A 23,956-nucleotide genomic window follows, 5' to 3' on the forward strand; every position below is an offset into this window, starting at 1 on the left:
TATATTAGAAATTTTTATTCGCAGGGGAATAAATCCTTTTATTTGCATTATTGATAAGGATAGGTAATATTTATTATATCTTGGACAACAATTTACATAAGGAGTTTGATCATGGCAAATAACAAAAATGCGAAAAATAATAACTCATCCTCCAAGTTTATCTTCTGGGTAGTTGGATTAGTGGCAGTCGGGGTTCTAGCGCTAATTTTCCTTGGAAATCATAATAAGGACCAGGATGATGTGGCATCCGAAAAAATTGATTATTCTAATCAACCATTCCTGGGTGATAAATCAGCTCCCGTTTCCATTATTGAATTCGGTGATTATAAATGCCCTAATTGTAAAAACTTTGGCGATACAGTTATCCCATTGATTCAAAAAGATTTGGTTGATACAGGGAAGGCCAAATTGTATTTTATGAATGATTCCTTTATTAATGTTGATTCGGAACGCTCCGCTAAATTTGCGGAATCTGTTTATCAGGAGCTGGGAAATGATACTTTTTGGAAGTTTCATGACCTCCTCTACAAAAAACAGCCAAAAGATAGTAAATATGAAAAAATCGATCTATATACCGAAAAATTCTTAACGGATACACTAAAAGAAGTAGCAAGTGATAAAGAAGTTGATAAGGTTGTCCAAAACTTCCAAGCCAAGAAATCAGATGCTGCCTGGAAAAAGGATATGGATTATGCCGAGCAATTAGGTGTTACAGGAACGCCAACTATTTTTGTAAATGGAAAGAAGTTTGATGGTCAAACAATGGATGATTTGAAAAAAATGGTAGAAGAAGCATCGAAGGGGAAATAAAATGAATAAATCTTTATTACTTTCGTGGCTTGCTGCCATTATTGCAACGTTAGGTAGCTTGTACTTTAGTGAAGTGATGCACTTTATCCCATGCACACTTTGCTGGTATCAGCGAATTTTCATGTATCCATTAGCTATCATATTGGGGATTGCTGTCTACCGAAATGATAAAGGAATTTATAAATACGTACTTCCGTTGTCCATCATCGGAATCCTGATATCTGGTTATCATACCTTATTACAAAAGATTCCCTACTTACAACAGTTTGAAATGTGTACAAGTGGGGTGCCTTGTTCAAAGGACTATATAAATTGGCTCGGATTTATTACAATCCCTTTGCTAGCATTGATTGCTTTTATTATCATTACGATCAGCTTAGTGATCCTTGCTCGCAGCCAAAAAGAAGAAGAGACTACCCAAGGATAGTCTCTTTTTTCCCTACATGTGTTGTTGCTCTTGTTGTTTTATTTTTAACCTTTGTTCTAAAACGTGAACCATTTGCAGGAAGTGATCGGCTTCCCTTACAACATGGTCTGCCAGCAACGGATCAATGACATTTTTAATTTGACAATTTTTGATAAAATCTAATCCGGCTTGTTTAAAAGCACGAATCTCTTGCGCTGCATTTTCACTATCTTTATTAAGCTTTCCGATAATCGGGTAGGTAGGTTTTTTCTTTAATAACATCGATTCCACATCTCTTGCTTGATTAAGCAGAACCTCAAAATCATCTCCAAATTTTAGTGCTGCTCTAACCAAATTCCGTTCCGATTGATCGAGGAGGGATGCAATAAAACGTGAGTGTTCCATCATTATTTTTAGCCAAAAGACATTTTCCTTAATAATCGCATCTTGAATAGGGTCTAATATCCCCTCATTAAATTTTTTAAGCGTTCTCATAAAATACTCCGCCTCACGGGCCGTATGGTCAACAAGAAGCGGAAAGTTAAAGCCCATGACCTGACAATTTATAATCATGATAAGCAAATTTCGTTTGAAATTTCTTATTCCTAACACAAGCTGAATGGAATCTTCATTTAACTTCCGTACAGCGGCTACATTATTAGGAGTTTGATATGCTCTTTTCTCCTGTTCTTCAAAATAATGGTAGAAACGGTCTGTTTGCTGAATAAGATGCCTATCTCTTCGACTAAACCCTTCCCCTAAAAAATAGGAATGTTCTTTCATGATCCGCAGCCAAAATTTATTTTCGATTAACGATCTTTCAATAAACATTTGTTCTGTTAATGATTCAGGTGGTGCCGCAAATGTTTCAGGGGCAATAAGCATTTGATTAGTTGCATCCATTCCATTAAATCCTTGCTGTACCATAAAAACCCCTCCTTAAATGGCATTATTACATTATATTGGGAATTCCTTTGTTTATGTAATATTTCAATAAAGTACTTGAAAAACAAAAAAAGAGCAGTAAAATCATTTGATTTTACCGCCCTTCTTTTTATGGTAGTGCAATGGCTGGTGCCATGATTAGTACATCCAAGATGCACCAACGATAATCAAAAGGATAAACAACACAACGATTAGCGCAAAGCTGCTGTGATGGTGGCCCATTCAAAAGTCACCTCCTACATCAAATAATTACAATTTATGCTTGAAGGTGAGAATCGGAAATGGACAAACGTTGAGAAATAGAAAAATGTATGAATTTGTAAAAGATAAAAAAGGCCGACTTGTGTAATTCACACACTAAAGTCAGCCCTCATCCATTATTGAAAAGACTACAAGTTGTCCGATAAAATAAATTAGCTATATTGCGGTCTTAATTTAGAGCGTTTATTAACGTGTTGCTCGGCACTTAAAGCAGCAATAGCACCATCAGCTGCAGAAATAACAGCTTGCTTGATTGGTGTTCTTCTGGCATCGCCGCCTGCAAAAACTCCATCCACATTCGTACGAAGAAGGTCGTCGACGATGACATATCCTTCTTCATCCCTCAAGACAGCACCATTTAGGAAGTCTGTTCCTGGTTTCATACCTCCAAGGTATAAGAAAATGCCGTCAACCTCCCAATTTTCCACTTCTTTTTTATCATTTAGAATAACAATTTTCTCAACACTATCTGTGCCTATTATTTCTCTGACACGGTGACGTCGATAGATTTCAACCTTTGGATTGTTTTCCAATGAAGAAAGATCCGTATCACCCTTTAACTGTTCTGTTGGAATTAATAGTTTTACGGTTTTGCAATACTTAGCAAGTGTTTCTGCTTCATGAATGGCCTCGTCGTTGTCTCCGACGACGGCAACAATTTGATCCTGATAAAAAGCTGCGTCACAAGTAGAACAGTAGCTAACCCCACGGCCAGTGAATTCTTCTTCTCCATTTATCTTGCTGGATGGAGCCTTTGCGCCAACAGCAATAAAGACGCTTTTCGCTTTAATCGTTCCCTCTGCCACCTCAATTTTCTTGATTTCGTCGGAAAAATCAACAGAAAGAACGGTGGAGCGAACGAATTGCGCACCAAAGCCCTTCGCTTGTGATTGCATTCTTGTTAACAGTTCAAGACCGGTTAATTCCTCCCGAACCCCTGGGTAGTTGGCTATTTTATGGGTAATGGCTAGCGTTCCAGCTTTTGGTGCCTTATCAATGACAAGTGTTTTTAATTTTCCTCTTGCAGCATAAACAGCCGCTGATGCACCAGCAGGTCCGCCTCCGATAGTCACAAGGTCATATACTTCTTCAAGTACCTTTTTATTAACAGATTGAAAAATGGAATCCTCGCTCTCAAGTTGTGGAGTGGACGAAACTACTGGCTTGCCCTCCTCTGAAAGTCCGAGAAGTTTGATAAATTTTTTCTCCTGGAAGCCCAAAACAAGCTTGCCATTAACAAAAGTTGCTGGCGTTCCAAAAATTTTCCGCTCTTTTAATTGATCAAAATATTCTTTATGTATAGAAGCATTACGCTCTTCAAATTCAATACCGTTGTCTTTTAGATACGATTTTACCTTTTCACAATAAGGGCATCCAGTACTGCTGTAAACAATGACTTCATGTTTTGTCACTTTTATATCCTCCCCAAAACGTTTTCTTAATTATTATAATAATATTAATACTAAATAAAAGTCAAACCTTTTTAATAATAATTATAATTAAAAAAAGACCCAACAAATAATGTTGGGCTTAAATGAATTAAAGTGTTTTACCTAGGAAGGCGGTAAGCATCCAAACATGTTTTTCTAAACCGGAATGAATCGCTAGCAGCATATCGCCAGTTGTTTCATCATCTAATTCACCGGCAAGACTCATGCCTTCTTTTAATTCACCAATGATAATCGAGAAATCGTTAATAATAGATTGGACCATTTCATCAGCCGTTTCTGTGCCAGCTGCTTCTCGAATAGATGAGAGCTCTAGACAATCTTTCATCGTGGCAACGGGATTTCCACCCACTGAAAGCAATCGTTCAGCTAATTCATCGACATGGAGCCCAGCCTCATTATAAAATTCTTCAAATTTGGCGTGAAGTGTAAAAAATTGCCCACCTTTCACGTACCAGTGATAGTTATGTAATTTCATATACAAGACGGACCAATTAGCAATTTGTTTGTTAAGTACATGGGTTAATTGTTCACTCATTTGGAATTCCTCCTTTATTATATCTCATTTTATTATTACCCAAATTAAACTTTAAATCCTATCGACAATAAAAGAAATAGTTGTCAATTTAGTGAAGACAGCTAAAAATAGTCAGCTTGAATTGTATTACAAACTGAAATAGATTGTAATAATCAATCCGGAAGTATCCATCAAAGCAATATAATGGAATGAAAATAAACTTGGTTATTTATTCTAATTGCTAGAGAAAAGCTTATAAACTAGGCACTTTACATTCAAAGATAAGTATTCCAGTTTTTGGGCAATGAATTAGTATGTTACACCTGTTAGCCTTAGTTGTAGAGAAACGAGCGACAAACTAGGAGGTTATTAAATGAACAAATTTAAAAAACTAGTAATTGCAGCAGGATTGATTCTATCTATGTCAGCTTTTACGGTAAATGGAAAAACAGAAGCGGCAACTACAACACACAAAATACAATATGGTGAAACATACTGGAAAATCGCAAAAGGGTTCGGTGTACCTGTAAACAGCCTAATGGCGGTAAATAGTTCGAAGCCTCTTTATGCTGGTCAAAATATGCTTATTCCGAACTCCCTATATACAGCAGCAGAAAAAGATTTAATGGCACGTTTAGTTCGTGCAGAGGCTGTAGGAGAACCTTATGCTGGAAAAGTAGCTGTCGCTACAGTTATTTTGAACAGAGTAAAGAGTTCTGAATTCCCAAATACAGTTCGTGGAGTTATCTATCAAATTTCAGGTGGACATTATGCGTTTACGCCTGTCCAAAACGGGCAGATTAATCAACCCGCTGATGCGGAATCTAAGAGAGCTGTTAATGAAGCAATCGCTTTTAGCGGAAAAGGGAACGGCTCATTATATTTCTTCAATCCAAAAACTGCACAAAGTCAGTGGATTTTATCGCGCCCGGTTACCGTAACGATCGGAAATCACAGATTTGCAAGATAAATCAATATCATTAACATTCCAAATAAAATAGAGGTTTATACAAAAAGCAGTGGACTCTTAAAATGAGTTTCACTGCTTTTTTTCATTTTTTATGCAAATCCGACTAGATTATGCAAAAGTACATAGATATAAGAGATGGCTGGATTTAATTTTATTAACGTTTTTTATTAATTAATTATTGGCATGAAAATTGCAACTATTTTGAATAGTTATATAATTAATCTGAAGGGGAGGTTCTATTCGTTTTATTGTTGGTTTGAACAAAAATGAAACTGCTTAAATTTATTTTTTTATAAAAGGAGAGTTGTTCAAATTGGAGAATGTTACCCTTAAGCGTTCACTTGGACTTTGGGCCATCGTAGGTCTTGGATTAGGATACATGACACCGACTATCGTGTTTGATACTTTTGGGATCGTGTCTGAAGATACAAATGGTGTTGTCCCGCTTGCCTATCTAACTGCATTGGCAGTAATGTTGTTTACTGCAATAAGTTACGGAAAAATGGTCCAAGTATTTCCAAGCGCAGGATCAGCTTATACGTATACGAGAGAAACAATGAGCCCACATCTTGGATTTATTGTTGGTTGGGCAGCATTGCTTGATTATATCCTTTTACCCATGGTGAACGCCTTAATTATCCGTATTTATATGGTATCTGTCTTTCCGTCGGTTCCAGCATGGATTTGGGTGGTTTGTTATGTTGCTGTCGTGACCGCCATTAATGTGTGGAGTATGAGTAAAACCTCGAATTTGAATTCCCTGCTTGTTATTTTTGAAGTGGTCTTAATTGGTGCCTTTATTGTCCTTGCTTTTGTGAAGCTGTCTCAAGGGATGGGGCAAGGAACTATTTTGACGACAGAACCGCTTTTTCATTCTAATGTACATCTTGGTGCAGTTTTAACAGGAGCCACAGTTGTTTGTTTCTCCTTTATTGGCTTTGATGCCGTCACCATGTACGCCGAGGAGGCAGTCGATCTAAAAACAATGCCAAAAGCAATAATGTTGACCGTCCTAATCGGCGGAGCCATCTTTTTCATCTGTGGATATTTTGCACAAGCTTTATTCCCAGATGTTTCGGGGTTTAAAGTAACGGATGATACGTTACCGGAAATTGGCTTGTTTGTTGGGGGGACACTTTTTAAATTGGTTTTTCTCGCCGGAGCATTTGCCGCTACTGTTGCTTCCGGACTTGCATCCCATGCAAGTGTGGCACGTCTTTTGTACGTGATGGGGCGAAACGGTGTCCTTCCGAAAAAGCTGTTTGGTTCGGTTCACCCGAAATTCCGTACACCTGCTTTTAATGTAATCCTCGTAGGCGTAGTTTCGCTTCTTGCGATTGCACCGAGTCTAGAGCTTATTTCATCCTTTATCAATTTTGGCGCGTTGATAGCCTTTACCTTTGTTAATCTCTCGGTAATCGCCCATTTCGTTTTCCGTCAAAAGCGGTACAAAACAGGAAAGGATATTTTCACCTATTTGGTAATGCCCATCCTGGGTGCAGGAACAACGGGGATTTTGTGGTATAACCTCCAAGCGGATGCCCTTATCGGGGGAATTGTGTGGATTGTGATCGGGTTAATCTATTTAGGCCTTAAGACCAAAATCTCTAAAACCAGTATTGCGAATCTTCATTTTGATGAGGCGGAGAAACCTTTATAAGAAAGTTACCTGAGCCAGGCTTGTCGCCTGGCTTTTTGACTGTTTTGAGGGGGTGGGGGAACGGGGATAGCGAGTAAAAAATTCCCCAGCAGGATACCAAAACCCAATTATGCAGAATTGAATAAGACCAGTCATTATTACATAACTCAATTTCTTTTTCAAAAAAGCCATTGAATGCCCATTTCGTAAGTTGGCACGGAACTTGCTTCTTCCTTAAGTAACAACAAAAAATGAGGTGTTATGATGGCAATCGATTCTTTAGATTTGAAAAAGAGAGAGGTATTGAAGGAGCAGGATAACTCCCTGATTGAGTTCCAAGAAACTCTAAAAGAGGCTGTAGACATCCTCAATTATCCTCCGCAGGTCTTTGAATTTTTAAAGAAGCCGATGAGATTTTTGGAAGTGAGTATTCCCGTACGAATGGATAACGGGCAGACCGTAATTTTTCAAGGATACCGGGCACAGCATAATGATGCATCTGGCCCTACAAAAGGCGGGATACGCTTCCACCCGGATGTTACCGCAGAAGAGGTTAAGGCCTTAGCGGGCTGGATGAGCCTAAAATGTGGGATTACTGACCTGCCATACGGCGGAGCAAAAGGCGGAATTGTCTGCGATCCCCGAAAAATGAGCCTAGATGAACTCGAACGGCTGAGCAGGGGTTATGTAAGAGCAGTCAGCCAGATTGTCGGCCCGACGAAAGATATCCCGGCACCAGACATGTACACGAACTCGCAAATTATGGCCTGGATGCTCGATGAATATGACCATATCCGTGAATTTGATTCTCCTAACTTTATCACTGGAAAACCAATTGCACTTGGGGGTTCAAAAGGAAGAGAAACAGCCACCTCGAAAGGCGTTTTGTACACCCTGGAGTTGGTATGCGAGTTAAAGAAAATACCAATAAAGGACCTAAAAGTTATTATTCAGGGTTTTGGCAATGTTGGAAGCTATCTTGCAAAGTATTTATTTGATCTAGGGGCTAAAGTAGTCGGAATTAGTGATGTTCTTGGCGGTTTATATAATGAAAACGGACTGGATATCCCATATCTCCTAGAAAATAGAGACTCATTTGGGATTGTATCAAATCGTTTTAATAGTTCGATGACAAACCAAGAATTATTAGAAAAAGATTGTGATGTCTTAATCCCAGCAGCAATATCCGGTGTCATTAATAAACAAAATGCAAGCCGCCTAAACTGCAGCACCATCATAGAAGCGGCAAATGGGCCAACCACAAAAGATGCGCTAAAGATTCTTGATGAACGTAAAATTCTCGTTGTTCCGGATATTCTGGCTAACTCTGGAGGGGTGATTGTCTCCTATTTCGAGTGGTGCCAGAACAACCAGGGTTATTACTGGACTGAGGATACGGTTGATGAAAGGCTTAAAGAAAAAATTACCCAGAGCTTTCTTAATGTATTTAATACATCTAAACGGTATGGAGTTAATTTAAAAATTGCTGCTTATATAGAAGGAATTCAAAAATTAGCCGAAGCCTCGAGATTAAGAGGATGGTTGAAATATTAAAAAGGGGGAAATAAGAATGAAGTTAGAAATTTTATCAGAACAAAAAGAACGCCAGTTAATACATTATTTTTGCCTTATCTCCAATAACCATCGTTATGATTTGACAATCGGATATTCGGAACACTTTTTTGGCAAAGCCATGGTAACCTCAATGCAAACAGGAAATATGATATTACTTTGCCAAGAGGATATTTATGCAGATGACCTTTGGGCTGACAGGCTGGGAATCCAGATTGAAGATATTCCGGAATTCCAAGAGTTTTTTGGATTAGTATTACAGACGGCGCCTTTTCAAGAACAATATTAAATCGAGATTGGAGGAAGATGCTCCATGTATTTAGGAGTAGTGATTAGCCCTTGTTACGGGAGAGTTGAAAAAATTTCAATCCAAAATGACGAAAGGATTTATGAATGGGAACCATTATTCATGATAAAAACAGATGACGGACATGTCGAGATGATTCAAACCGGTGTAAGTGGAGAAATAGAATCTCTTGAAGTCCAGGAAGGAGATGACGTCATCCCAGGTATGGTTCTTGCCTATATTAAAGAAGACTTATATGTAACCGGCAGTGATTAAGCTTGTAAAAAAAGAAGATGGAGATGCATCTTCTTTTTTTGTGAGATTATATTAAAATATTCAAAATAAAGTGATAGTATTGAATTGATAAGGGTAAAGGGGGATGAAAAAATGTTTTCCGTTGCAAAGGAAAAAATCAAGCCGATTATTTCAGTCACGATAGAACAAGAAGATGCTTTAAAATCAGCCTTAAACAAAATAAAAGAACCCTTTATATTCTTAGAAAAGCAAAATAAATTATTTGCCTATGTATCTATAAACAATCAATTGCTAGAAAAGCTGACAGAGCATCATTTTTCAATAGATATGTTGCTACAACATGCCAAGTTGATCGAAAGCATTTGTCAGCTTAGTGAAAATATATCTTTGCCTTCTTTGTTTCAAATAATTGGCGAGCCCTTTGCCATCATAAAAGGCGAAGATGATAAGCCTTTAGGTTACATAAGCAGGGAAGACGTCCTGGCTGAGCTTTTTAAACAGGAGAATAAGAGCGTTGATTTACTTAAAATTATTTTAACCTCCATTCCGATGGGGATTTTTGTGTTAGATAAAGAAAAGCGCGTCATTAATTGCAATGAGGCCGGGTTACAAATGATAAAATCAACGGCCGAAAAGGTATTAAATTTTCCGGCAGAAACTATATTCAGCAAGCAGCATATTGACAATGTGTTTTCAACCGGAAAAACCCTCTTAAACCACTTGGAGATCACGAACGAAATGGGGGTCCTCGTCGATTACAGCCCAATTTTGAACTATGATGATGAAGTGGATGGGATCATTATCGTGGTCCAGGATTTACCCATGGTTGAAGAGATGGCAATGGAAATTGAGTATATTAAGGATTTGAATAAAGATTTAAATGCGATTCTTTCAAGCATTTATGACGAAATCCTTGTGGTAAACGCCAAAGGAGAATTAATAAGGTTTAGTGACAATATTATTCAAGATTTTTGGAAGGTAGATTTAAAAAAGCTAATTGGAAAAAATATTCTTGAGCTTGAAGACCAAGGGTTATTTACTCCGTCAGTTACTAGGCTTGTATTAGAGAAAAGAAAAAAAGTTTCCATTGTTCAGGAAACAAAATCTGGTCGAAAAATCCTTGCTGTTGGGAATCCAGTCTTTAATGAAAAAAATGAACTCGATCGGATTATTGTGGCATCGCGGGATATAACGGAGACTACACGTTTAAAAAGCGAACTGCTGGAAATGAGGAAAATATCCGAGCAATATAAAAAGGAATTAGATGACTTCAAATCGAAAGATCGCTTCTTAAAAAAGCTTATCTATTGCAGTCCAAAAATGGAAAAAATCATGAATCAGGTGAAGAAAATCGCCGACTTTTCCTCCACTGTTCTGCTGCACGGTGAATCGGGAGTCGGAAAAGAAGTGATCGCTCAAGCGATTCATCAATTAGGAAAACGGTCATCAAAACCATTTCTCAAATTAAATTGCGGGGCGATTCCGGAAAACTTATTAGAAAGCGAATTGTTTGGCTATGCGAAAGGCGCATTTACCGGTGCCGATAAGAATGGAAAAGACGGATATTTTAAACAAGCTAATGAGGGAATATTGTTTCTTGATGAAATCGGTGAAATGCCGATGCATCTACAGGTGAAGCTCTTAAGGGTATTACAGGAGCAGGAGGTTATTCCCGTTGGCAGCACAAAACCAATAAAGGTCAATGTTCAAATCGTCGCCGCTACCAACAAAAAATTAGAAAAAATGGTCGAAGAAGGGACCTTCCGTGAAGATTTATTTTACCGGTTAAATGTCATCCCGATTCATATTCCGCCATTAAGGGAACGTACAGAAGATATTTCCTTGCTGGCCTTCCATTTCCTTCAGCAGCTGAATGAAAAATATGACCGAAATTATCATTTAACACCAGATGCCGTTAATGTAATGGAATTTTATCCATGGCCGGGGAATGTCAGAGAGCTGCAAAACATTATTGAACGATTAGTGGTTACTGCTGATCATCCTGCAATTGATGCAGAGTTCGTCAGCCAGTTCTTATCACTGGGCTATGAGCATAAAAAAATGAAGCCTGTTATCACAAGGGTTATTCCGTTGCAGGAGGCCATTGATCATGTCGAGGAACAGCTGATTGTTCTGGCGATGAACCAGTACAAGACAACCACTAAAGCTGCAAAGGCTTTGGGAATCAGCCAGTCGTCTGTAAGCAGGAAATATCAGAAAATCGTAAATGAGAAAAATATGAATATCGAGAATTTGTCTACTCTTTAAGCGAAAGCTGCTTCAGTTTCTAAATCTGAAGCAGCTTTTTTATTATGCAGAGAAAAATAGAGTTATGCAAAAATGCATAACCGCACTTTTATATTTTTCTAAAACAACTATTTTAGGAGGGTTTATTTTTTGGCACACTTCTTGCATTAATTGTTAATGAGAGAAATAAAGGAGGATTTGATAATGGTCGAGGTAAAAAATCGAGTGATTAACCTAAAGATGTTCATTGATGGTGAATGGAAAGATGCTGAAAATCAAGAAACACGCCCAGTTATTAATCCTGCAAATGGTGAGGTTATTTCATATGCACCAGAAGGAACAGTTGCCGATGCGCGTGCGGCCATTTACGCTGCCCGCAGAGCATTTGAAGAAGGTACTTGGTCAGGAATTTCTGCACAGGAACGGGCCTCCTATTTATTCAAAATTGCGGACAAAATTGATAAGTATGCAGAAGAGCTTACTCAGCTTGAAACGATGGATAATGGCAAACCATTAAGAGAGGCGGGATTTGATGTCAGTGATGCTGCTGCCTGTTTCCGTTATTATGCAGGACTGATTACAAAGCCGGATGGTTATACGTATCAAGTAGCCGATCCGATGCAGGCGATGGTGGTTCGCGAACCAGTTGGTGTTTGCGGGTTGATTGTTCCATGGAATTATCCCCTTTTAATGAGCGTTTGGAAAATTGCCCCTGCATTAGCCGCAGGCAATACCATCGTTTTCAAGCCTTCTGAGGTGACTCCTGTTACACCTAAAAAACTGTTTGAGATTTTTGAAGAAGTGGGGCTGCCAAAGGGTGTTGCCAATATGGTATTGGGCGCGGGACCAGTGGTAGGAAATGAAATCGCCTCCCATCCAGAAGTGGATATGGTTTCGTTTACAGGCGGCACGAAAATCGGCAAACATATCATGAAAACGGCTGCCGACACGATGAAAAAAGTATCGCTGGAGTTAGGCGGAAAATCACCGAATATCATTTTTGCTGATGCCGATTTTGAAACCGCTGTCGATTATGCTTTATTCGGAATCTATGCTGGTGCTGGTCAAGTTTGCTCGGCCGGATCAAGGATTCTTGTTGAAGAGTGTATTTACGATAAATTTGTAGAACGGTTTGTTGAAAGAGCAAAGAAAATTCAAGTGGGACCTGGCAATGATCCTTTAACAGAAATGGGACCTCTTGTAAGCAAGGAACATTTGGAAAAGGTTCTTCACTATATTGAACTTGGAAAGCAGGAAGGTGCGAAAGTTGCCTGCGGCGGCAGCAGAATCGTTTGCGATGGCTTAGAAAAAGGGTACTTTGTGGAGCCAACTGTTTTCGTGGATGTAAAGCAGGAAATGCGGATCGTCCAAGAGGAAATTTTCGGTCCTGTTGTCGTTATTCAGAAGTTCAAAGATGAAAGCGAAGCGATTAAGCTGGCAAATAGTACAGTTTATGGACTTGCTGGGGCTGTATTTAGTACCGATGGTGCCAAGGGGCTTAGAGTGATTAAGAAGCTTCGAGCCGGGATAACCTGGATTAATTCCTATCACCCAACCTATAATGAAGCGCCATGGGGCGGATATAAGCAAAGTGGAGTCGGACGCAGTTTAGGAACATTTGGTCTTGGGGAATTCCAGGAGATTAAACAGATTAATATCAATTTACAAGTAGAACCAGTTGGCTGGTTTTCAAATTAAAAGCGGAAGCGCCCGTTTAGCGACGTATGGCCTGGAGCGCTCAAACTGAGATAAAGGAAACACGAAGAGCGTAAGCGATTCGATGTTGACTTATCGTAGGGCGGAGAGCGAAGGACACTAGGCGCTGGGCGCTGGAGCTGGATAGTTATCAGAGTTCAAAGAAGAAATTTTTTTTTCAAAAAAAGGAGAGATAACATGAGTATCGATTTATCCCGAGAGACTAAGAGTGAACAAAAGAAAAATGTCACTGACTATATTAACAAGGTTTTAAGTTTAATAGAAAAAGAGCAAATCAACGAGGAAGAAGCGGCTTGGATTACAAAGGAAACCGTCGATGGCTTCCGTGAGAACGTAAACCCTGGTTTTCTGGAATACCGCAAAACCGTTACCGAGGGTGGTCAATTCGCTGCCGTTGAGTGGTCTGATAATGGTGCCTGCTTTAAGGATGTAAATGGGAAGGAATACGTTGATTGTCTTGGCGGCTTTGGGATTTACAATGTTGGCCATCGCAATCCAAAGGTCGTGAAAGCTGTAACAGATCAGCTCAAGCGTCAGGCCCTTCACAGTCAGGATCTGCTTGACCCGCTTCGAGCGATGCTGGCAAAAATTTTAGCTGATATCACCCCTGGTGATTTGAAATATGCTTTTTTTACAAATAGCGGAACTGAAAGCGTAGAGGCCGCCCTGAAGCTCGCCAAAATGTATAGTGAGCGGACGACGTTTATTTCAACCACTCGTGCTTTCCATGGTAAAAGCTTAGGTTCGTTATCAGGTACTGCCAAAGGTATGTTCCGAAAACCGTTCCTCCCATTAATTCCTGGCTTCCGCCATGTTCCTTTCGGGGATATTGACATGATGAGAAAGACTTTCGAAGTGTGCGCATCAGTAGGAGAAGATGTTGCAGCCGTTATTTTAGAACCGATTCAGGGTGAAGGCGGAATTATTCTTCCTCCGGAAAACTACTTAAAACAGGTTCGTGAGCTTTGTGATCAATACGGTTCACTGTTAATTTTCGACGAAGTGCAAACAGGAATGGGACGTACTGGAAAAATGTTTGCCGCGGAATTGTATGACGTCGTTCCGGATATTATCTGTTTGGCAAAAGCTTTTGGCGGCGGGGTTATGCCGGCGGGTGCTATTGTTGCAAAAGAGAAGGTATTTAAAAGCTGGTTTCCTAATCCGTTCATGCATACGACAACCTTCGGAGGCAATCCCTTAGCGTGTGCTGCAGCGATTGCGACCATCGGTATTTTAATTGAAGAAAATCTTCCAGAAAGGGCTGCGGTAGTAGGGGAATATTTTCTTAATGAGTTGAAAGAAGCGTCGAAAGGTCATGAAGATAAAGTACAGGAAATTCGTGGCCAAGGTTTGATGATCGGGATAGAATTCCATAAAGATGAAATTGGCTATGAGGTATCAAAAGGCATGTTTGACCGTGGAATCCTTGTTGCTGGAACACTTATCAATTCGAAGACCATCCGTGTCGAGCCTGCTCTGACAATCAGTTATGAAGAGGTTAATAAAGTGGTCAGCACTTTCAAAGAGGTATTAGAGCAGGTGAAAGCATAAAAGGGATGTAGTTAAAAGGGGGAGCACGAAAGTGGAAAAGAAATACGTCAAGCTCCAAACAGAGATACCCGGACCGAAATCGAATGAAATCTTGAAGCGAAGAAATAAATTTGTCCCAAAAGGAATCAGCAATAACTGCCAATCCTTTGTCAAAAAAGCACAAGGAGCCATGGTCGAAGATGTGGACGGTAATCACTATATTGATTTTGCTGGTGCTATTGGAACGTTAAATGTCGGACATTCTCACCCAAGAGTGGTGAGGGCCTTGCAGGAACAGGCAAGCCAATTTGTCCATACAGGCTTTAATGTAATGATGTATGAATCGTATATCAATCTTGCCGAAAGACTTTGCGGGCTTGCACCTGGTGATTTTGACAAGCAAGCCGCCTTTTTTAACAGCGGTGCTGAAGCGGTTGAAAATGCGGTGAAAATTGCCAGGAGGTATACGAAGCGTCAGGGGATTGTTTCCTTTACAAGAGGCTTCCATGGCAGAACATTAATGACGATGACGATGACAAGCAAGGTAAAGCCATACAAGTTTGGTTTTGGCCCATTCGCACCAGAAGTCTATAAGGCGCCATATCCATATGATTACCGTCGCCCGGACGGAATGAGTGAACAGCAATATACAATGATGATTATTGAACAATTTGAACAATTCCTTCTAGCAGAGGTCGCGCCAGAAACCATTGCCGCAGTAGTGATGGAGCCTGTTCAAGGTGAAGGCGGCTTTATCGTGCCGGCAAAAGCCTTCGTTCAACTGGTAAGGGAAATCTGCACTAAGTATGGCATTTTGTTTATTGCCGATGAAATACAAACGGGATTTGCTCGGACTGGAAAGTATTTTGCGATTGATCATTTTGATGTAGTTCCTGACTTGATTACCATTTCAAAATCGATGGGGGCTGGAGTTCCAATTAGCGGAGTCATTGGTCGGGCTGAGATTATGGATGCAGCTGAGGTAGGCGAAATCGGCGGAACTTACTCGGGAAGCCCGCTTGGCTGTCGTGCTGCTCTGACAGTGTTGGATATTATCGAAAGTGAAAACCTTAATGACCGGGCGGATAAGCTTGGCTCTAGAGTGATTGAAAAAATGCAGCTTCTTGCTGAGCGTTTCGCATGCATTGGAGATGTCCGTGGACTAGGGGCAATGTGTGCAATGGAAATCGTCAAGGATAGACAGTCAAAAACTCCTGATAAAGAGGCTGTAGGGAAAATTGTAAAAGCAGCCGGGGAGCGAGGTCTGATGTTACTTAGCGCTGGGTTGTTTGGAAATGTCATTCGCATTCTGATGCCATTAACAATAACAGATGACCAGCTTGAAGAAGGCTTACAAATTCTTGAGGAAGCGATTGAAGAAGTTTATCTGAATGATCCTGCCTTAACAGTTGGGGGGAAATAAAGAATGGATTTGCTTAAGCAAAAATATCAAATCTATCCAATGTATTTAAATGGAGATTGGGTTGGCAGTGACTATGAAGTTTTTACAGAAGTCATTAACCCGGCGACAAAGGAAGTTGTAGGCGCCGTTCCGACAGGTGGTGCCTATGAAGCGGAGCAGGCAGTGGATGCTGCTCATAAGGCCTTTAAGCTCTGGTCGAAAAAAACAGCGGAAGAACGCTATCAGCTTTTAATGAAATGGTTTTATTTAATAGAAAAAAATAAACATGAGATTGCTAGAATTATGACGATTGAACAAGGTAAACCGTTGAAGGAAGCACTTGGAGAGGTTCAGTACGCAAACGGATTTATCTCCTGGTATGCAGAAGAGGGGAAACGAATCTATGGAGAAACAATTCCTGCCTCTCATCCAAATAAACGAATTCTGGTAAGAAAAGAACCCGTTGGTGTCGTGGCAGCAATTACTCCATGGAACTTCCCAGCTGCAATTATTACGCGTAAAGTAGGCCCAGCACTGGCAGCTGGTTGTACTGTCGTGGTAAAGCCTGCTAATCAAACACCGCTTACAGCTTTAAAAATGGCAGAACTTGCACATGAAGCCGGTATTCCAGATGGGGTAATTAACGTCATTACCGGCAGGTCTGCGGAAATTGGAAATGTCTGGTTAAAGGATCCTCGAGTAACAAAAATAACCTTTACAGGTTCGACCGAGGTAGGGAGAACCTTGATGCGTGGCGCTGCTGAAAATGTAAAAAAGGTATCTTTAGAGCTGGGCGGGAATGCTCCATTTATCGTCATGGATGATGCGAACTTAGCAAAGGCAGCAGTCGGACTCGTTCAATCGAAGTTCCGCAATGCCGGTCAAACATGTATTTGCACGAATCGGGTATATGTTCAGGAAGCCGTCGCGGATGATTTTATTAAACTTTTTCAAATGGAATTAGAGAAGCTTACGGTTGGTAACGGACTAGAAGAGGGTATCGATATCGGCCCATTAATCGATAAAGCTGCCTATAAAAAGGTTGAAGGATTGGTCAAGGATGCACTTAAAAAGGGGGGAAAGGTCACTTATAGCGGACTTAAACCTGCTGAAGTAAATGGCTATTTCTATTCCCCGACGATCTTAACCGATGTTCACGACGATATGGAATGTATGCAGGATGAAATCTTTGGACCTCTTGCACCAATTTCTACCTTTAAAACGGAAGAGGAAGTCATTGAACGGGCCAATAACTCCCGTTACGGCTTGGCTGCCTATGTGTACACGGAAAATTTAAACCGATCATTTAGAATCACGGAGCAGCTTGAGTACGGAATCATAGGACTTAATGATTCACTTCCTTCCGCTGTCCAAGTTCCATTTGGAGGCTACAAAGAGAGTGGACTGGGTAGAGAAGGTGGTCATTTTGGGATTGAAGAGTTTTTAGAAGTAAAATATATTTCAATCGGATTAGATATTTAATCATATTTTATTAAGTAACTGCCTAATTTACTTCATTCTCCTTCCAGAGGGGAAATCACGATTAAAAGCCAGTGAAACATTCAGTGATTCTAGTTGTCATGGGGTGTTTTCTCTGGCTTTTTAAGCAGAGGATGTATGAACTTTTCAGTAAATAACTCTATTAATTAGTTATGTAGCAGGGAGGAAATTCTTTGACCGGGCCGCTGCAAGGAGTAAAAATAATAGATTTGTCACGGGTTCTCGCAGGCCCCTATTGCACGATGATCCTGGGTGATATGGGAGCAGACGTAATCAAAATTGAAAGTGTAGATTCGGGAGATGAAACAAGAGGATGGGGGCCTCCATTTGTGGAGGGAGAAAGTGCCTATTATCTTTGTGCCAACCGTAATAAAAGGGGAATTACGTTAAATATTAAAACAAAACAAGGACAAGAAATTTTAAAAAAGCTTATTTCTGATGCCGATGTAGTGGTGCAAAATTTTAAGCCAGGGACACTTGATAAATTAGGCTTGGGATTTGAGGAAATGAACAAGGTCAACGAAGGGATTATCCTCGCCTCAATAAGTGGTTTTGGATCGACCTCTGCCTTGCCAGGTTATGATTATATAATTCAAGCCATGTCGGGATTAATGAGTATTACCGGTGAAAAAGAGGCACAACCCACAAAAGTCGGGGTAGCAATAGCTGATGTCCTCACAGGTCTTTACACATGTATCGGGATATTAGGGGCACTTTTGCACCGAAATAAAACAGGAGAAGGGCAGGATATTGATATCTCCTTATTTGATTCACAGCTTGCTGGCTTAGTGAATGTCGCAAGCAATTATCTATGTTCAGGGCAAATCCCTGAACGTCTTGGGAATGCACACCCGAACATTGTTCCCTACCAGGTGTTTTCGGCCAGTGATGGAGACTTTATTATCGCAGTCGGTAATGACCAGCAATATCGTAAATTTGCCATGTTGCTTAAAGATGAATCACTTTTATCAAAGCACTACGAAAAAAATTCAAGCAGGCTGAAAAATAAGGACGGGCTCTTAAAAATAATCGCTGCAAAAATTAAAACAAGACCTAAAGCGGAGTGGAAACAACTTCTTGATGAAGCAGGTATCCCTAATGGGCCGATTAATAATGTAAAAGAGGCTTTGGAATCAGACGAAGCTGCAACAAGGGAAATGGTTGTGCAGGTGAATCATCCGGTGATTACTGACTTAAAGCTTGTCGGTTCACCATTAAAATTTTCTAGAACACCTGTAAAAATAAAACGGCATCCGCCAATGCACAGTGAGCATACCGAGGAAGTCTTGAAGAAGCTGGGGTACTCAAATATGGAAATTAAAAAAATGAAACAAGATGGAATTTTTTAAGGGGGAAGAGAAAATGAATTTTTCATTAACCGAAGAGCAAAAAAGCGTGAGAAAGGTCGTTCGTTCATTCGTGGATCGGGAAATCATTCCTTATATTAAGGAGTGGGATGAAAAGGGACATTTTGAAACGGATATTTTAAAACGATTGGCTGAACTGCAGCTAATGGGTGTATGTATTCCGGAAGAATATGGCGGGGTGGGCATGGATTATAACACACTTGCCATTGTGTGTGAGGAGCTAGAACGCGGGGATACAGCTTTTCGTACCGCAGTGTCCGTTCATACTGGCTTAAACAGCATGACGTTGCTTCAGTGGGGGACAGAGGTACAAAAGCAAAATTACCTCATCCCGCAAGCGAATGGAGATAAAATCGGCGCTTTCGGACTTACTGAACCGAATGCTGGGTCGGATGTAGCAGCACTTGAAACGACAGCAGTAAAAGACGGAAATTTTTATATATTAAATGGATCCAAAACCTGGATTTCATTATGTGATGTGGCTGACCATTTCTTAATTTTTGCCAAAACAGATCCGAAAGCTGGACACCGTGGAATTTCCTGCTTTATTGTCGAGCGAACTTTTGAGGGTGTGTCATCGAAGGCGATTAAAGGAAAATTGGGAATTCGTGCAGGAAATACTGGGGAGGTATTTTTAGATAATGTAAGAGTACCAGCTGAAAATTTGCTTGGTTTTGAAGGAGAGGGCTTCAAAATTGCGATGTCTGCTCTTGATAATGGCCGCTTTACTGTAGCAGCAGGCGCCTGCGGGACGATCATGGCCGCACTTGAAGCAAGCCTCAAATACTGCGAGGAACGAAAAACATTTGGCAAGGAAATTGGAAGACATCAACTTGTCCAACAAATGATTGCTAAAATGTCAGCAAATCTTGAGATATCACGTCTACTAGTTTTTAAAGCAGGATGGTTAAAAAATTCAGGAAAACGAAATACACAGGAAACATCCTTAGCAAAATGGATTTCTTGCGATGCCGCCTTTGAGGCAGCAAACGATGCAGTTCAAATTCATGGAGCCTATGGTTTCTCCAATGAATTTCCTGTCGAGCGCTATTTACGGAATGCCAAAGCACCAGTCATTTACGAAGGAACCAGAGAAATTCATACCATAATGCAGGGTGAGTATGCCCTCGGTTATCGAGAAGATAAAACTCTCAGAAAGATGCTTCCGGCATGGCCGTTTGAAGAAATTCTAGTTTAATTGGAGGAATTATGGTCGAAAATGGTCCATCGGTGTTTACTTGGAAGTTTATGACAAGAATTTTTCAACATTATAAAGAAGGATTCATAATTATTGACCCTGAGGGAGCAGTTCTTGTTTTTAATACAACTGCCAGAAAAATTCTGAAAGTTGATTATGCTGTCAATACCATAAAGGATTTTCCGGGAGATGAAATTCAATTTTCCCCTGCAAAAGAGAATAATGTTCTCCATTTGTTAGGGATGAAGGTCGGCGGGACGATAAGGGATTCATAGTTAAGGAGATCAAATTTGTCAACCTGGCGATCAGGTGAGAATCACATGGAAAGAGGAGGATGGAATCGTCGTCGGTCAATAGGTAGACTCTAATCCATACAAATAAGAGGAGTTGATTCGTTTGTCCAAGGAGGTACATTCAATTGATGAAGATGTTGCGGACCTTGCTAGTCTTGGTTACAAGCAAGAGTTAAAGAGAAATCTTAATTTCTTTTCCAACTTTGCCATTTCGTTTTCTTTTATTTCGGCAACGACCGGAATATTCAGCTTGTTTGGATTTGGTTTAACTACAGGAGGCCCGGCTTTTATCTGGAGCTGGCCTATCGTGTTCGTCGGTCAGCTCCTCGTAGGACTTACTATGGGAGAAGTCGCTTCTCACTATCCAGTAGCAGGCTCTATTTATCAATGGACGAAGCACCTGGTAGGTAATACCTATGCATGGTTTTCTGGGTGGATTTATTTGATCGCCTTACTTGCAACGATAGCTTCTGTTGATTTTGGGGGAGCGCCATATATAGCCCAGTTAATGGGTTTGGATGCGCAAAATCATACAGTACTTGTCGTTATTACTGCAGTATTAGTAATCCTTCAAACACTCATCAACGCATTCAGCGTAAAATTGATGGCCATAATAAATAATATTGGAATGATAGCTGAAATTGTAGCCATGATTGTGTTGGCGATTGCGCTATTTGCTGTTGGAATTCATCATCCCTTTAGCTTTACATTTGAAACGGCGGGAACCGCTGGGACAGGAAGCTATTTGCCTGTATTCCTTGTTGCCATGCTGACCTCTACTTGGGTTTTATTTGGTTTTGATTCTGCAGGTAGTCTAGCAGAGGAGGTAATTAATCCTCGCAGGGTTGTGCCGAAAGCCATTACCTCTTCATTATTTTTGACGTTTATCATTGGCGGGTTAGCTCTGTGGGCGTTTGTGCTTGCCATTCCTGATCTAGATCAGGCAATGAAAGCAGAGGTCCCTTTAACCTACATTCTGAAAAAAAACCTAGGCGCCGGGATATCGAATGCTTTTGTCGTCTTAGCCTTAGTTGCGATTTTTGTATGCGGCACGGCAGTTCAGGCCACAGTATCCCGTCTCTTATTTTCGTTTGGTCGGGATAACAAAATTCCCGGCTCCAAGCTGTGGGCTAAAATGTCAGAAAAGCATGATACACCAGTAGCGGCAATCGTATTTAGTGGCATATTTACGATACTGTTAGTCCTTTCTGCTTCAGCTGAGTCTTATATCGTCAACATATGCGTTGTCGGAATTTATCTTGCTTACTTAAGTGTGACAGTTGGCGCGCTTATTGCGCGAAGACGGGGCTGGATTTCGACTAACTCCCCTTGGAATTTAGGAAAATGGGGGTTAACTGTAAATCTTTTATCGCTTTTCTGGGGTGTTTTCGTCATTGTCAATCTTTGCTGGCCACGCTCACCGGAACAACCTTGGTATATGAATTATTCTGTCCCTTTATTGGCCATAGCAGTCTTGTTAATAGGGGCTGTATACTATTTTTCATCTGTGTATCCACGTGATAAGGCCATACTAGGAAACTCTGAACCTGCAAGTTTCGGACTTAAGAAAGATTCCTAAAAGATCTATATGGTCGATTCAACTAATAAAAAACAAGCCGTGATACGAGAAATTTTTGCTCACGGCTTGTTTTTTTATGGTCTGGTAACTTTTTGTAAGTTTCCAATCAATTGGTTCATTTTTAAAAGCATTTCCCCATATTCCCCTTTTGAGAGACCGAAATGAGGAATACACTTTTCAGGCAGTTCAAGTGCTTCTTCTTTAAGGTTGTTGCCCTTTTCGGTCAGTTCCACAAAAACTTTGCGTTCATCTTCACTTGCACGTACCCGAATTAACAGGCCCATCGCTTCCATACGTTTTAACATCGGAGTCAGTGTGCCACTGTCTAAATAAAGGAGTTCTCCAATATCTTTAACTGTTAAACGTTCATGCTCCCATAAAACAGTTAATGTTAAAAATTGCGGGTAAGTAAGTTCGAGCTTTTCTAATATTGGACGGTATAACCGGGTAATTTCCCTTGAACAGGCGTATATCGCAAAACATAACTGATTATCAAGCTTTAAAAAATCTTCTGAGTTCAAATGCTTAATGCCTCCTGGCCTATTTAATTGTACACAATTAAATTTATATAAATTTATATGAAATGTCAATCGTATTACTTAATATCTGTAAAAATAGATAATTTACTTTAAAAAAATAGTATTGCTGTGTTACGATAGCGTATAAAAGTAAACTTAGAAATGAGGGTGAGAAAGTTGATTAAAACAATATTGTTTGACGTTGATGGGGTGCTTTTAAGTGAAGAGCATTATTTTGATGCGTCTGCCCTAACCGTGTGGGAGATGCTCATTAGTTACAATTACTTAGCTTTGTCACCTGAGAAATTTAAAACAGAATATAGCGAATATGAGATTAAGGAAATAAGGGAACTAGTGTTTGAACATGACAACGTCCTAAAATTTATGAAATCCCGCGGCCTAAACGCAAACTGGGACATGATCTACCTCGCATTTAGCTATCAATTAATCCATCTGTTATCGCAGATAAAGGAAACAGAATATGAAAAAATCAGCCAATGGTGTCAGGCACCATTTAATCGAGAAAAACTTTTAGAAATTGGCAGGGTGCTTAGTAACTATAATGTGAAACTTGATTTTAATTTGTTTGTTGGTGATTTTGAGAGATCTAACTCTACGAAGCAGGAGCTGTTAGAGTACCTAAATGAGGTTGCCAAGGAAAAGCTGGGGGTAGAAACGTCCGCTTTCAAGGGGAAGGATGAGCTTTGGTCCATTTGTGAGCATGTTTCCCAGGAATGGTATGTAGGGGATGAAAATATTCTCGCATCTACTGGAAGTCCATCTGTGCAAACGGGTAAGAAAGGTTATCTTGCGTATGAAACAACATTAGCTCCCCAAGAAGAAATTGATGAACTATTTGGATTCTTGCGCGCTAATGGCTATGAAATCGGAATTGGCACAGGAAGACCCGAGCTTGAAACCATCCAGCCATTTCAACATCTAAACTGGTTCCGGCATTTTGATCGGAATAGAGTGGTTACAGAAGATGATGTCCTAAAAGCGGAAAAACAGCTTCCCGAACGAAAATCTCTATCTAAGCCACATCCGTTTACATATATTTTTGGTCTTCATCGAAAAGGTATATCCGTTGAAGAATGCTTAAATCTGGCATTGCCGATAGAAAACGGGGAAACTCTTCTTATCGTGGGTGATTCATTGGCTGACCTTCTGGCTGCAAGACAAATGGGCTGCCAATTTGCTGCCGTTTTAACCGGATTGTCCGGTAAAGATGCCAGAAGTGAGTTTGAGAAGCATAAAGCGGATTATATTTTGGACTCTGTGCTTGATTTGAAAGGAATACTATAAAGCAAAGGTTAAATTTCAAAAAAATGGTTGCCGTGTTTGATTCGCCGATAAAGTGGTTAAATTCGCCGATAAAATTGAAAATTCGCCGATAAAATCTCAGATTCGCCGATAAACTTGTGAAATTCGCCGATAAATCCCAAAACTACGATAATAGGGTGTAATCTTACACTTTAGATTAGGATTTTAGGAGTT

At 40.2% G+C, this 23,956-nt stretch carries 22 protein-coding genes; 17 read left to right on the forward strand and 5 right to left on the reverse strand.

Going from position 1 to position 23,956, the window contains the following annotated elements; translation table 11 throughout:
• Positions 1–111: 111 nt before the first annotated feature.
• Positions 112–810: a DsbA family protein gene (locus tag ABES02_RS12220; protein ID WP_430134820.1), complete on the forward strand. Its 699-nt coding sequence runs from the start codon at positions 112–114 to the stop codon at positions 808–810.
• A gap of 1 nt (position 811) precedes the next feature.
• A complete protein-coding gene (locus ABES02_RS12225; RefSeq protein WP_430134823.1) occupies positions 812–1,237 on the forward strand; it encodes a disulfide oxidoreductase in 426 nt (141 codons plus the stop codon).
• A 12-nt stretch (positions 1,238–1,249) separates the two neighbouring features.
• On the opposite strand, the gene ABES02_RS12230 is transcribed toward ABES02_RS12225, so the two are convergent.
• The 4 genes from ABES02_RS12230 to ABES02_RS12245 form a co-directional block, all read right to left on the reverse strand.
• Entirely contained in the window at positions 1,250–2,143 is an 894-nt protein-coding gene (locus ABES02_RS12230; protein ID WP_430134826.1) for a DUF2935 domain-containing protein, read from the reverse strand.
• A gap of 156 nt (positions 2,144–2,299) precedes the next feature.
• Complete coding sequence (locus ABES02_RS12235) at positions 2,300–2,383, reverse strand: YjcZ family sporulation protein (protein ID WP_430134933.1); 84 nt, start codon at positions 2,381–2,383, stop codon at positions 2,300–2,302.
• A gap of 191 nt (positions 2,384–2,574) precedes the next feature.
• Entirely contained in the window at positions 2,575–3,834 is a 1,260-nt protein-coding gene (locus ABES02_RS12240) for an FAD-dependent oxidoreductase (protein ID WP_430134829.1), read from the reverse strand.
• A gap of 127 nt (positions 3,835–3,961) precedes the next feature.
• Positions 3,962–4,408: a Dps family protein gene (locus ABES02_RS12245; protein WP_430134832.1), complete on the reverse strand. Its 447-nt coding sequence runs from the start codon at positions 4,406–4,408 to the stop codon at positions 3,962–3,964.
• A gap of 352 nt (positions 4,409–4,760) precedes the next feature.
• Between ABES02_RS12245 and ABES02_RS12250 the strand changes: the two genes are divergently transcribed.
• The 14 genes from ABES02_RS12250 (at position 4,761) to ABES02_RS12315 (ending at position 21,941) form a co-directional block, all read left to right on the forward strand.
• Positions 4,761–5,357 carry a cell wall hydrolase gene (locus tag ABES02_RS12250; RefSeq protein ID WP_430134835.1) on the forward strand — a complete coding sequence of 199 codons (597 nt, stop codon included), beginning with the start codon at positions 4,761–4,763 and terminating at the stop codon, positions 5,355–5,357.
• 313 nt (positions 5,358–5,670) lie between these two features.
• The gene (locus ABES02_RS12255) at positions 5,671–7,017 is read left to right on the forward strand and encodes an APC family permease (RefSeq protein ID WP_430134838.1); all 1,347 of its coding nucleotides are present in this window, start codon (positions 5,671–5,673) and stop codon (positions 7,015–7,017) included.
• 243 nt (positions 7,018–7,260) lie between these two features.
• A complete protein-coding gene (locus tag ABES02_RS12260; RefSeq protein ID WP_430134841.1) occupies positions 7,261–8,550 on the forward strand; it encodes a Glu/Leu/Phe/Val family dehydrogenase in 1,290 nt (429 codons plus the stop codon).
• Positions 8,551–8,566: 16 nt separating this feature from the next.
• Positions 8,567–8,857 carry an SAV0927 family protein gene (locus ABES02_RS12265; protein WP_430134844.1) on the forward strand — a complete coding sequence of 97 codons (291 nt, stop codon included), beginning with the start codon at positions 8,567–8,569 and terminating at the stop codon, positions 8,855–8,857.
• 24 nt (positions 8,858–8,881) lie between these two features.
• Entirely contained in the window at positions 8,882–9,130 is a 249-nt protein-coding gene (locus ABES02_RS12270) for a hypothetical protein (protein ID WP_430134847.1), read from the forward strand.
• Between the two features lie 111 nt (positions 9,131–9,241).
• Positions 9,242–11,377 (forward strand): sigma 54-interacting transcriptional regulator, encoded by a 2,136-nt coding sequence (locus ABES02_RS12275; RefSeq protein ID WP_430134850.1) that lies wholly within the window; start codon positions 9,242–9,244, stop codon positions 11,375–11,377.
• A 204-nt stretch (positions 11,378–11,581) separates the two neighbouring features.
• Positions 11,582–13,054, forward strand: coding sequence for an aldehyde dehydrogenase family protein (locus ABES02_RS12280; RefSeq protein ID WP_430134936.1), 1,473 nt, complete (start codon positions 11,582–11,584; stop codon positions 13,052–13,054).
• Between the two features lie 195 nt (positions 13,055–13,249).
• Positions 13,250–14,623, forward strand: a complete 1,374-nt coding sequence (locus ABES02_RS12285; RefSeq protein ID WP_430134852.1) for a putrescine aminotransferase — start codon at positions 13,250–13,252, stop codon at positions 14,621–14,623.
• Between the two features lie 31 nt (positions 14,624–14,654).
• Complete coding sequence (gene gabT, locus ABES02_RS12290; RefSeq protein WP_430134855.1) at positions 14,655–16,025, forward strand: 4-aminobutyrate--2-oxoglutarate transaminase; 1,371 nt, start codon at positions 14,655–14,657, stop codon at positions 16,023–16,025.
• Between the two features lie 39 nt (positions 16,026–16,064).
• Entirely contained in the window at positions 16,065–17,486 is a 1,422-nt protein-coding gene (locus tag ABES02_RS12295) for an NAD-dependent succinate-semialdehyde dehydrogenase (RefSeq protein ID WP_430134939.1), read from the forward strand.
• 191 nt (positions 17,487–17,677) lie between these two features.
• Entirely contained in the window at positions 17,678–18,853 is a 1,176-nt protein-coding gene (locus ABES02_RS12300; protein WP_430134858.1) for a CaiB/BaiF CoA transferase family protein, read from the forward strand.
• A gap of 13 nt (positions 18,854–18,866) precedes the next feature.
• Entirely contained in the window at positions 18,867–20,069 is a 1,203-nt protein-coding gene (locus ABES02_RS12305) for an acyl-CoA dehydrogenase family protein (protein ID WP_430134860.1), read from the forward strand.
• Positions 20,070–20,080: 11 nt separating this feature from the next.
• Entirely contained in the window at positions 20,081–20,344 is a 264-nt protein-coding gene (locus ABES02_RS12310; protein WP_430134863.1) for a PAS domain-containing protein, read from the forward strand.
• A gap of 121 nt (positions 20,345–20,465) precedes the next feature.
• Complete coding sequence (locus ABES02_RS12315) at positions 20,466–21,941, forward strand: APC family permease (protein WP_430134865.1); 1,476 nt, start codon at positions 20,466–20,468, stop codon at positions 21,939–21,941.
• Between the two features lie 74 nt (positions 21,942–22,015).
• On the opposite strand, the gene ABES02_RS12320 is transcribed toward ABES02_RS12315, so the two are convergent.
• A complete protein-coding gene (locus ABES02_RS12320) occupies positions 22,016–22,462 on the reverse strand; it encodes a MarR family winged helix-turn-helix transcriptional regulator (protein ID WP_430134868.1) in 447 nt (148 codons plus the stop codon).
• 174 nt (positions 22,463–22,636) lie between these two features.
• On the opposite strand from ABES02_RS12320, the gene ABES02_RS12325 reads away from it, so the two are divergent.
• On the forward strand, positions 22,637–23,764 hold the full coding sequence (locus ABES02_RS12325) for an HAD family hydrolase (RefSeq protein ID WP_430134871.1): 1,128 nt from the start codon (positions 22,637–22,639) through the stop codon (positions 23,762–23,764).
• The last annotated feature ends 192 nt before the right edge of the window (positions 23,765–23,956 follow it).

The sequence above is a fragment of the Neobacillus pocheonensis genome, from assembly GCF_050477905.1.
GTDB classification, from domain to species: domain Bacteria; phylum Bacillota; class Bacilli; order Bacillales; family Cytobacillaceae; genus Neobacillus; species Neobacillus pocheonensis_A.

Excerpts from the sequence above, each read along its gene's own strand:
- ABES02_RS12235 (WP_430134933.1), bottom strand. The coding sequence starts at position 2,383 with ATGGGCCACCATCACAGCAGCTTTGCGCTAATCGTTGTGTTGTTTATC.
- ABES02_RS12265 (WP_430134844.1), top strand. The coding sequence starts at position 8,567 with ATGAAGTTAGAAATTTTATCAGAACAAAAAGAACGCCAGTTAATACAT.
- ABES02_RS12230 (WP_430134826.1), bottom strand. The coding sequence starts at position 2,143 with ATGGTACAGCAAGGATTTAATGGAATGGATGCAACTAATCAAATGCTT.
- ABES02_RS12250 (WP_430134835.1), top strand. The coding sequence starts at position 4,761 with ATGAACAAATTTAAAAAACTAGTAATTGCAGCAGGATTGATTCTATCT.
- ABES02_RS12270 (WP_430134847.1), top strand. The coding sequence starts at position 8,882 with ATGTATTTAGGAGTAGTGATTAGCCCTTGTTACGGGAGAGTTGAAAAA.
- ABES02_RS12260 (WP_430134841.1), top strand. The coding sequence starts at position 7,261 with ATGGCAATCGATTCTTTAGATTTGAAAAAGAGAGAGGTATTGAAGGAG.
- ABES02_RS12225 (WP_430134823.1), top strand. The coding sequence starts at position 812 with ATGAATAAATCTTTATTACTTTCGTGGCTTGCTGCCATTATTGCAACG.
- ABES02_RS12295 (WP_430134939.1), top strand. The coding sequence starts at position 16,065 with ATGTATTTAAATGGAGATTGGGTTGGCAGTGACTATGAAGTTTTTACA.
- ABES02_RS12220 (WP_430134820.1), top strand. The coding sequence starts at position 112 with ATGGCAAATAACAAAAATGCGAAAAATAATAACTCATCCTCCAAGTTT.
- ABES02_RS12275 (WP_430134850.1), top strand. The coding sequence starts at position 9,242 with ATGTTTTCCGTTGCAAAGGAAAAAATCAAGCCGATTATTTCAGTCACG.
- ABES02_RS12305 (WP_430134860.1), top strand. The coding sequence starts at position 18,867 with ATGAATTTTTCATTAACCGAAGAGCAAAAAAGCGTGAGAAAGGTCGTT.
- ABES02_RS12245 (WP_430134832.1), bottom strand. The coding sequence starts at position 4,408 with ATGAGTGAACAATTAACCCATGTACTTAACAAACAAATTGCTAATTGG.
- ABES02_RS12310 (WP_430134863.1), top strand. The coding sequence starts at position 20,081 with ATGGTCGAAAATGGTCCATCGGTGTTTACTTGGAAGTTTATGACAAGA.
- ABES02_RS12285 (WP_430134852.1), top strand. The coding sequence starts at position 13,250 with ATGAGTATCGATTTATCCCGAGAGACTAAGAGTGAACAAAAGAAAAAT.